At 36.0% G+C, this 10,669-nt stretch carries 10 protein-coding genes; 3 read left to right on the top strand and 7 right to left on the bottom strand.

Going from position 1 to position 10,669, the window contains the following annotated elements; genetic code table 11:
* On the top strand, positions 1-414 hold a 414-nt coding region (locus BMW30_RS06750; RefSeq protein WP_143249001.1), incomplete at its 5' end, for an IS3 family transposase.
* Between the two features lie 111 nt (positions 415-525).
* Here the strand turns inward: BMW30_RS06750 and BMW30_RS06745 are convergent.
* The 4 genes from BMW30_RS06745 to BMW30_RS06730 all read right to left on the bottom strand — a co-directional run bounded on the left by BMW30_RS06745 (position 526) and on the right by BMW30_RS06730 (position 5,847).
* Positions 526-1,443: an ABC transporter ATP-binding protein gene (locus BMW30_RS06745; RefSeq protein WP_245705645.1), complete on the bottom strand. Its 918-nt coding sequence runs from the start codon at positions 1,441-1,443 to the stop codon at positions 526-528.
* 10 nt (positions 1,444-1,453) lie between these two features.
* Positions 1,454-2,251 (bottom strand): ABC transporter permease, encoded by a 798-nt coding sequence (locus BMW30_RS06740; protein ID WP_180366249.1) that lies wholly within the window; start codon positions 2,249-2,251, stop codon positions 1,454-1,456.
* Positions 2,252-2,373: 122 nt separating this feature from the next.
* Positions 2,374-5,187 carry a glycosyltransferase family 4 protein gene (locus BMW30_RS06735; protein ID WP_091475120.1) on the bottom strand — a complete coding sequence of 938 codons (2,814 nt, stop codon included), beginning with the start codon at positions 5,185-5,187 and terminating at the stop codon, positions 2,374-2,376.
* Positions 5,188-5,289: 102 nt separating this feature from the next.
* Complete coding sequence (locus BMW30_RS06730) at positions 5,290-5,847, bottom strand: YdcF family protein (protein WP_180366248.1); 558 nt, start codon at positions 5,845-5,847, stop codon at positions 5,290-5,292.
* Between the two features lie 222 nt (positions 5,848-6,069).
* Here BMW30_RS06730 and BMW30_RS06725 point away from each other — a divergent pair, with 222 nt between their 5' ends.
* Positions 6,070-6,495: a hypothetical protein gene (locus tag BMW30_RS06725; RefSeq protein WP_091475116.1), complete on the top strand. Its 426-nt coding sequence runs from the start codon at positions 6,070-6,072 to the stop codon at positions 6,493-6,495.
* 103 nt (positions 6,496-6,598) lie between these two features.
* On the top strand, positions 6,599-7,609 hold the full coding sequence (locus tag BMW30_RS06720; protein ID WP_091475114.1) for an Abi family protein: 1,011 nt from the start codon (positions 6,599-6,601) through the stop codon (positions 7,607-7,609).
* Positions 7,610-7,690: 81 nt separating this feature from the next.
* Here the strand turns inward: BMW30_RS06720 and BMW30_RS10595 are convergent, their stop codons facing one another.
* From BMW30_RS10595 to purH, 3 genes are all read right to left on the bottom strand, one after another.
* Positions 7,691-7,864 carry a hypothetical protein gene (locus BMW30_RS10595; RefSeq protein ID WP_180366247.1) on the bottom strand — a complete coding sequence of 58 codons (174 nt, stop codon included), beginning with the start codon at positions 7,862-7,864 and terminating at the stop codon, positions 7,691-7,693.
* 61 nt (positions 7,865-7,925) lie between these two features.
* Positions 7,926-9,173 carry a phosphoribosylamine--glycine ligase gene (gene purD / locus BMW30_RS06715; RefSeq protein ID WP_091475113.1) on the bottom strand — a complete coding sequence of 416 codons (1,248 nt, stop codon included), beginning with the start codon at positions 9,171-9,173 and terminating at the stop codon, positions 7,926-7,928.
* A gap of 14 nt (positions 9,174-9,187) precedes the next feature.
* The gene (purH, locus tag BMW30_RS06710) at positions 9,188-10,666 is read right to left on the bottom strand and encodes a bifunctional phosphoribosylaminoimidazolecarboxamide formyltransferase/IMP cyclohydrolase (RefSeq protein ID WP_091475111.1); all 1,479 of its coding nucleotides are present in this window, start codon (positions 10,664-10,666) and stop codon (positions 9,188-9,190) included.
* Positions 10,667-10,669: the final 3 nt, after the last annotated feature.

Below are 10,669 nucleotides of genomic sequence, written 5' to 3'. Positions count from 1 at the left end.
GATGTATTTACTCGTAAAATTGTGGGTTGGTCTATGGATACACGTATGAAAGATCAGCTCGTTATTGATGCTTTAAATCAGGCTGTTGGCAAGGAACAACCAGCCCCAGGCTTAATTATTCATACGGATCAGGGATCACAATACACAGGTAGTCGATTTCAAACTTTACTACGCCAATATAATTTTAAAGCTAGTATGAGTCGTAAAGGTAATCCTTATGATAATGCATTGATGGAATCCTTTTATAAAACTATAAAAAGAGAGCTTGTTCATGATGCCAACTTCTCATCAATAGAACAAGCTCAATTAGAAATATTTAAATACATCGAAACATACTACAATACTAAAAGACTACACTCTGCTCTTGGGTTCCTGTCCCCTAAAGAGTTTGAGTCTCTAAATGATAAGGATTAGCTAACAAAATTCTCTTAACCTTGTGTCTAGTTTTTCTTGACAATTCCACTAACGCTTTTATTAAATTGTCTATTTTATAGGTTACAGTTCATAATTACACAACTGTTTTTATTATATGACAACCCATGTATGATACAGTGTTGCAAGCATAAAGATAATGTACAGAATGGTTGCATTTAATAATGTTCTTCTGCTGACAGCCTCTAACTTTGGCATTTTCAATAACGGTTTTGTTTGAGATGCCATCATTTTATCTTTAAACTGTACTTGTTCTTCTTTTGTTAGCTGATTAAATCCTTCAACAAAACTTTCATACTCATGAATTATCTCTTCAATTGTACCTTCCGATTTCATTTCTCCAAAATGTAGCCATATCGCCTTATTACACATTTTTGCTGTTGTTCCAGTAGAGTGAGAAACGAAAAATAATGTCTTCCCTCTTTCTTGGAATCCTTTAATAGATTCTAAACACTTATTGGCAAATGTCTTATCTCCAACAGACAATGCCTCATCAATAATAAGTATGTCAGGATCCATGTGAATCGCTATGGCAAACCCTAATTTAGAACGCATACCGCTAGAGTATACTCGTAGGGGCTGATTAATAAACTCACCTAGTTCACTATATTCAACAATAGAATCAAATAACTCATCGATTTCTCTATTGTTAAGTCCATGCATGAGACATTTATAACGAATATTCTCAAGACCTGTTAAATCATTTTCCAATCCAGCACTTATAGCAACATATGATATTGTACCGTTGACAGTTATTTTCCCTTTTGTTGGCTGCGTCACACCACCAATTAGGTCCAGCAATGTAGATTTACCAGAACCATTCAACCCAAAAATACCAACTGAGTCACCTTCTTCGACGACAAATGAAATATTATTCAGGGCATAAAATGACTTAGCATTTTCTCTTTCACGTTTACTTCTATAAAACAGTGACTTTAATTTACTAAAGTTACTGTTTTTTACTTCAAATGCTTTAGTTACATTTTCAAAGACAACTTTATAAGTCATCATATGTACCTCCTTATCTCATATAATCAACAAAGCGATTTCTAAATCTATAATGAACATGAAGTCCAATATAGAACAGAAATATTGTTAATGTCCAAAAATAGATATGTTGTGTAGCTCCTCCATATATATATAAATCCTCATACAAAAATGTATATCTATACGTCATAATCAAATAGGCAAACGGGTTATAGGCAGTGATTACTTGCATCAATGGATTTGCACTTTCAAGTGACCAGATTACAGGAGACATAAAAAAAGCTAATCTAATAAATGCTCCCAATATATTTTTTACATCCCTAACAACAACAACTGTAGCCGAGAGAGTTAAAGCAATAGCATAAGTGAAACAGACAGTTGCAAATAGAAAATAGAAAAATCCAATGTATGTGATTGGATCCGTGTACCCATTCCAAATACTAACTATGAGTATTATAGAAGTAACTATTGTGACATTCATTATGTTCCCTAATGATTTAATAGAAATGAGTACACTTGCTGGGAATTTCATTTTAGTCATTAGATTTTGCTTGTCTAATATTGCGCTGGCTCCACCAGTAATACTTGATGATATAAAACCAAATGAAAATATACCTGTTAACAGATGCATAATAAATGGAATATCTTGTACCGGCTCACGTACACCACGAATTCCAAGTCCGAATACAAGCCAAAGCACTAAAGCAGACATTACAGGCATCAAAATGATCCAAATCGGACCCAAGTACTGCCTTGAGTACATCGTCTTATAATCATATATATTTAATTTCCAAATCAATCCCAAATTCTCTCTTTGTTCTTTTAAGAACATTCTAAATAGGCTCATCTCAAAATTCCTTAGCTTTCTATTTTTTCATTACTTATTATATCTGATTTTTACGTATTATAGTATTAATAACAGAAAACAACACAACTCCTATTTGAAGTTGTGTTCTAAGAGACCGATTCTTTACTATACTGTAATACAATATCATTCGTCAATGTCGTCCAGTCACGATTGTCTATTACCCATTCTCTTGCATTGTTACCTAGATTATCTAAATGGATGACTTCTTTAATTGCTTTAACCAACGCATCGACATTCTCCGCTTCAAAGTAAACGCCATTCTTACGATCAATAACCATCTCTTTAAGCGCACCAACATCACTCACAATGACTGATTTCGCCATGCTCATCGCTTCATACGTTTTGATTGGTGTCACAAGTTGGCACACGAGTTCATTCAATCGTGGGAATGGTGCAATATCGATGACTGAATAATACTTCGATACTTCTTCATGCGGTACTTTACCCGTGAGTATAACATCGTGGGAAACATCTAAATACTCGGCATAGGTTTCCAATTGTCCACGATACGGTCCATCTCCGACGACTAGGAATTTAAAGTGTTCTGTTACTGATACATCATCATTGAGTTGCTTTAACGCCTCTATGACTAAATGCAGTCCTTCATACGATGTAATTGAACCAACGAACCCTATAACTTTTGTATCTTCTAAATCATACTTTTCGATAATTTCTTGATCCGGTTCTGACGGTTGGATACTTGTCGTATCCACACCATTAGGAACGACTGTAATTTTAGAATCATCGACACCTTTTTCAATTAGATACTCTTTCAACGACTCACTGATACAAATAACACGATCAGCGATTTCACAGCAATATAGTTCATACGCTTCATGTAATTTAAAACGATCCGAATTCATGAACCCTTTGCTTTTAGAACTTTGTGTATGGTGCCACATCCCGCGAACTTCATATACAGTTTGAATATTGTACGCACGGCCTAATTGGAGTGCTGGCAGTGCATTTTGGAAGTTAGACGCTGCATGTATCACAGATGGTCTTTCAATTTGAATCGCTTGATCTAAAGCTTGTGCATACGCATTGAAATAATCGATGACTGGTGTTTGGTTTGTTAAGTATACAGATGACTGATCTAAGTAGTGGGTGCGTATCTCATCGTTGCTCGTATCTGGTGTTTCATATCCCTCATGTTCCGGTGCCCACCCTAAACGTGTCGTTGCAGCGACCTTATACCCCTCACTGACAACGTGTTTCATCATTTCATTCGAACGTATCGTATACCCATTGACAGCTGGTAATGCTTTGTTTAATACGAATAAAATTTTCTTATCTCGTGACATAAAGTCAGTAGCTAATGGAAATGATGATGGTAACTCCCATTTCGTGTGGAAGAGTTCCATTTCCTGTTTAGCAAGTTCATACTCATTTTTAAACAGACGACTCTTATTGATTTTTCTGAGCGCTTGAACAAACTCAAAACGCTTATCAACGTTGCCGAGTACATGATGCGTACGGATTAAACCTCTTAGAACATCCACATGCTTATTATTTGCTAAATACCCCGCTTCAATCTCATGCAATGCTTCATCGTAACGCTTTTGTTTAAACAAATATTGTGAAATTCTAATATGTACTTTGACACGCTTATCTACCGGTTTGTCGATGATGTAGAATCGTAAGTCATCTTCTTTACCGATATTATAATAATGCTTAAATAATACAACCGATTGCTCTACTCTCGAGTTGTTCTCTTCTAGATGTTCAAGGTAATACTTTGGTAACGTGAAGAAGCTATCAGAGTTTACCAGTTGTTTCGTCACGACGTTATAGATTCTTTTTTTCGTACGTGGTGGATAGACTTCATCAACAACCTGATCGATATTCTTTTGAATATTCTTATCCGAAAATAGCGGTGCATAGTGGAAGACAGATTCCATCTTGCGATTACTTTCAAGTAGATCGACGAAGTAACCTTTCGTAATATCAAATTTATTTTCTAAAAGGATACGTCTAAACGTAAAGACATGCTGATGGGTTAATAAAGTTGTTTCAAGTAATCCTTTTAACTCTTTTAACAGTCGTTCAGCATCCAACCCTTGTTGAATTTGATTTAATAGACTTTGAATCTGAATCACTTCTTCTGTGTCATCGTCAAACTTGAAATTAAGTGCATAGATTGCACTTGGATTTATGTAATGGAGTGATTCTGGCATAGCGTTAATATGAGGAACGATATGCGCATTTATAAACGGGACATATTCTTTGTTCAGATAGTATTCATTCACAAATAAAACAAAACCTAAGTTTTGCATCTGTTTGTTTTGTTTAGAGATACGCTCATACAATTCATTGACAGTGAGCATATCATGATTCACACCGAGTATATTGGCACGGTACGATGTCCACGAATAACGATAATATACATCACCCTTCGCATCTTCAAATGTTTGACTTAAATCTTCATTGATGACTTCTGTTGAGTGGATGATATATTCCGCTTCATCAAATAGATTACGCGCAACAAGGTAGCGCAGCAATGTTTGTTGTTGCTGATCTGTAAGGTGCAACAACACATCGACGTTTGATTTAGAAAGCTTGATTAAGTTGTACATATCTTTTAACTCATAAAGCAAACGGACTTTTAAAAAGTGTGTGCCTGGATGCTCTGAATCTTTTATCAGTTGATATGCTTTTAAATAGTTTTTCTCATGTCTATAAACAATTGCTTTTAACAAATCGATGTAATTCTCATTAAGATGGATGTTATCTAGCAATTCTATGAGTCCTACATGGTTATCTGTACGCAAATATAAACTTAATGCTGGTTCTTTCTCATTAAATTCTTTCGTCAAGCCGAATACTAAAATTTTACGCGCGATAACATATTGATTAAATTTAAAAGCAATAAATGAACAAACGGCATATATATAACCCATGCATGTCACCCCTTTTGAGGAAGAATCGTGTCGCTCTATTATACTATATCTGTAATATAAGATTTTAATAAAATTTTAATATTTTATTGTTTATTCGTGTTTTTAAAAATAATTGTACATATGAAGCTCATAGCCCCAATATTTTATAAACTCACTCAACCATAAAATGTGCCAGCGATCGGATTCATACCACCATTCTCCGTCTTCACTTTGCGCACCTGAAAAGTAAAGTGTATAGTCATTCGGGTTGACGCGATCAAAAATCATGCGCGCTCGTTTAATATGGTAATCACTCGTGACGATGATCGCAGATTCAAATCCCTCTTCTTCCATTAGATTGAATGTAAGTGTTGCATCTTCATATGTTGAATTTGCATCGATGTCATAGATGATTGCTTCATCAGGAATTCCATATTCTTCAGCGTTGAGATGTTGATAATCCACTTCAGAGGCATGCGCTGAAGTGATGAATACATAGTCCGCATAACCGTCCGTATACAGTTCTCCGGCATGACGCACACGACCTTCGTCACCACCACCTAGTAAGACGATGACATCGGCTTTTTCTATAGATGTACTGCGATTTAAGCTCGCACTGTCGATGGCGACGATGATGATGAACAAAGTGAGTGCAATGAACAATATATCTAAACGTTTCATCGACATGCTCCTGACTTAGACTTGCCTATTTTTTTTATAGTATAACAAAGAAAATGGTATGTAAAAATGATGCAAACAAAATTAAAACTTATCTCTTTAAAAACACCTTAGTACAGATAAAATATTAAATTTTTACAGAGTAATTTCTGTGTAAAAGATTTTTTTAAAATGGTATAATTTATAAAATACTTAAGATTGATTGAAGAGAGAGGTACTTCATAAATGAAATTCAGTAAAAAAGTTAAAATCGCTGCTATCTTAAGTGAAACAGAAGTGATTATTAACGCTGGTAGCTTAGACGGCATTCAAATTGGACAGACATTCTATATCATTGATACTGAAGGCAGAATTATAAAAGACCCTGACACTGATTCAATTCTAGGAAAATTCGAAGGATATAAAGGAAAGTTAATAGTTAAAAAAACTGAAGATAGATTTTCGTATTGTGAAACGCCTACTTACTATAAGAGCCTCGCCGTAGAATCTACTTTAGCAAGCAGTAGAGCATTATTAAATAGCCTGGATACTATTTCTGGAACTGAACAAGATAAATTAAATATTGTAAAAGAAGATATCCTCGATTTAAATTCAATATACACAGATACTCAAGTAATGGTTGGAGATAGTTTAGAATATATTTCAAACTAAATGTTGCAAAATATTTAAATACTGTTATAATAAGAGTAACTGAAATGCTGGCGAGAAGCTGGTACGGAGCCTCTTATTTAAATTTAGGAGGCTCCGTTTTTTTATGTCTGAATTAGAAGAAGTACCATTTCATGAGTATCACAAGTTAGTTGAAAAAATCAAAGAAAAAAATATAATTGTAGACGATGAGTATCATGCTATATTTGCTCTTAAGAATCATTCTTACTACTCACTAATAAACGGATTTAAACAACATTTTTTAGAAACTGATAAATCAGATACGATGATTGACAACACAACATTTAATGATTTTACAACCATTTACTATTTGTACTCTGATATCTCTTCATTAATTTTTAAGTATATCTTATACATTGAGAAGTCATTACGTTCACGTTTATCTCATATTATCGCTAGAGAGTTCGGAGTTTACCATGATGAATATTTAGATAGGAACAATTATTGTAATTATAAAGGCTTTCGGGGATCTACTTTAAATGAAATTCACAAAGTTATTGAAAATTGTAAAGAAAACTCTGTTACTCATTACTTTAAAGAAAAAAAGAAAAATATTCCGCCTTGGATTATTGTTCAAGATGTGTCGTTTTTTACAGTGATTTCTTGGTCTAATATACTACCCAAACATTTAAAAGAAGAATTATTTAAAGATTATTTTTCTAGAAGTAATCTTTATGAGAATCATCATGAAAGATATTTTCATCATTCTTTTCACTTTCTAAGAGAATATAGAAATTTTGCAGCTCATGGTAAGAGAGATTTTAAAGAAAAGATAATTAACCACCTTGAATCAACTTCGTCTAAACACTTTTTTGGTTCTATATTATTAAAGCAAGATGACTTGGATAATAATAGAGGTCTACAAGATTTGTTAGCTGCTATTAACCTCATCTTAATGTATACACAAGATGTTAACTTAATTTATAGGTTTTTAGATGAGTTCATTTTTGTAATCATCCATTTTGTAAACAAAGATACATATTCTCCAACACAGCTAATTAATCAGAAATCTATTTATCAAATACTAAATCTTCCAGAGGATATCGTAGAACGGATTGCTAGATTTATTCAGTACCGTACAATAGATCACCATTAAAAAAATACCCCTCTTTCAGAATCAACTCTGATTGAGGGATTATTAGTAAATCAAATTTGAATTGTTATCGATGTTTTTACACTATTTTTCTTTTCCAACTGGCTCAGTTTCTTCCCAAATCAGATCAAGAACTGGTTTACCACCATCGTATTCACTAAATAGTTTCTGAAAATGAGTTAAGTCATCTTGTTGTACAAGAGAAATAAGACTAGATTTACTCACTAACTTTTTGTTATATTTCTTTAATTTATACATCCTAACTCTCTCCTTTTTCATCTAATGAACATCTATTATATACTTCAAAATAACAAAATAACTACTTTTTCAACGCCCTATTCCCTATATCTTTTCTATAGAACAAATCACTGCCATTAAATTTTACTTTGTTGACATTGTTGTACGCTTTTTCTTGCGCTGTTTTCATGTCTTCACCATGGGCTGTCACTAACAGCACACGTCCACCACTTGTGACTGTTTTGTCTTCGATTTCTGTGAGTCCACTGACAAAACTGTCTGCTTGGACAACACTGTAATCGACGGGTTTACCTATTTTATAACTACCTGGGTAGCCTTGGCTTGCCAGCATGACGCCGACTTGGTAGCCGTCTTTCCAATCGATCTTGAACGGTTCTTTGTTGTATGTTTTTTCAATCAGTTCAAACAGATCTGAATCCATCATTTCAAGTAAAATTTGCGCTTCTGGATCACCGAAACGTGCATTGAACTCGATGACGTTCACATCGCCTGCATCATTGACGATTGCTCCGAGGTATAGGACACCGAAATAGTCAAGACCTTCTTGCACCATCGCTTGTGTAACAGGTTCAACGATTGTATCGATTGCTTTTTTCCTTGTGTGTTCTGATATATGGGATACGGGCGCGTACACACCCATACCACCTGTATTCGGTCCTGTGTCGCCGTCGAAGGCACGCTTATGATCTTGTGCGATCATTTCGAACGCATGGAAGTATTCTCCATTGACAAGAATCATCAGTGAGAATTCTTCGCCTGTTAGAAAGTCTTCGATAACTAATGGGTTGTTTAGTGATGGTTTTAAAGCATCTAGTCCTGTGAGCGCTTCGTCGAGCGTTTGTGCAACGATGACACCTTTCCCAGCTGCTAACCCGTCTTGTTTTAAGACGATTGGCGCACCTTGTGACATGATATACGCTTTTGCATCATCTTTTTCAGTGAACGTGCGGAATGTTGCAGTTGGGATATTATATTTTTGCATCAATTGTTTCGTGAAATCTTTTGATGATTCCATCTGCGCTTCTTTTTGTTTTGGGCCAAACACTTTGATGTCGTGCTGCGTAAGAAAATCTGCGATTCCATTCGCTAATGGATCTTCCGGTCCGACGATAACCCATTCAATTTTATTCGTTTTACAAACATCTAAAACGGCATCAAAATCACTGATGTTTACATCGATGTTGATTGCTATTTCTTTCGTACCAATGTTACCTGGCAAGGCATATACTTGACTCACTTTACTTGAGTCTGCAAGTTTTTTTACGAGTGCATGTTCACGACCGCCACTGCCAATGACTGCTAAATTCATGTATTTGCCTCCTATTAATGTTTGAAGTGTCTCATGCCGGTGAACACCATTGAGATACCATATTCATTACACTTATCAATGACATCTTGGTCACGCTTTGACCCACCCGGCTGGATGATTGCTTTAATACCATGCGCATGCGCGACTTCGATTGAGTCCGGCATAGGGAAGAATCCATCACTCGCCATGACGATTGAGTCATTCATTTCAATTGCACGTTCGATCGCAATTTTCAATGCGCCGACACGGTTCATCTGACCCGCACCGATTCCGACTGTTTGCTTATCGTTTGCAAGTACAATTGCGTTGCTCTTCACATGTTTTGCAACTTCCCAGGCAAGTGCCATCGCTTTTAATTGTTCACGTGATGGTTTTCTTTCTGTGACGACTTCAATCGTCGACACATCTAAACTACCTGTATCTGATGACTGTACTAAGTAACCACCGGATACGCTGACAAACTCCTCTGCCACTTCATCTTCTGTGAAGTCGAGTTCAAGCAATCGGATATTTTTCTTTTCTTTTAACACTTCAAGTGCATCATCATCAAATCCTGGGGCAATCACGACTTCGATGAAGATTTCATTGATTTTCTCTGCCGCTCGTTTTGTAACCGGTTCATTGAGTGCAACGATACCACCGAAGATCGATTGTGGATCTGCATCTAAACAGTTTTGGAACGCTTCTGAAATATATTCTCCAACACCGACGCCACATGGGTTCATATGTTTCACTGCAACAGCTGCAGGTCCTGTAAATTTCTTCGCTAAACTATACGCCGCTTCTGCATCTCTGTAATTGTTATATGACAGTGCTTTCCCGTGTAGAATTTTTGCATTTAGTATTTGGTTCGGTGCAAATGACGTACGGATGAGTCGTGCCGATTGATGTGGGTTTTCCCCGTAGCGCAGCTGCTCTTCGTTTTGAGAGAAATAGTTCACGATTGCTTGGTCATAGTCATTCGTATGTGCAAATACTTTGACCATCAGTTCTCTACGGAATGCGAGTGATAGGTCATCATCTTTAATGCGCGTTAATACTTCTTTGTAATCTTCTGGATGGACGATTGCAACGACTGAACGGAAATTCTTTGCCGCTGCACGCAACATCGTCGGTCCACCGATATCGATGTTTTCAATCGCATCGAGTTCACTGATTCCCGCTTGCTTAACCGTCTCTTTAAACGGATACAAATTGACGACTACGAGGTCAATGAGTTCAATATCTTGTTCTTTTAACGTATCTAAATGTTCTTGTTTGTCACGATCAGCCAGTAAGCCGGCATGAATATGTGGATGGAGTGTCTTCACACGACCATCTAATATTTCAGGATAGTTTGTCAGTTCAGTGACGCTTTTTACTGGAATACCAAATGATTCAATCGCTTTTTTCGTGCCGCCTGTTGAGTAGAGCGTATAATCATTATCCACAAGTCCTTGGACAAACGACTCAAGCCCACGTTTGTCGGATACACTAATCAATGCTTTCTTCATAAG

This window comes from Aliicoccus persicus, assembly GCF_900110815.1.
GTDB lineage: Bacteria > Bacillota > Bacilli > Staphylococcales > Salinicoccaceae > Aliicoccus > Aliicoccus persicus.
Note: the sequence above shows the minus strand (reverse complement) of the source record. Positions and strands in the feature narration are given on the sequence as shown.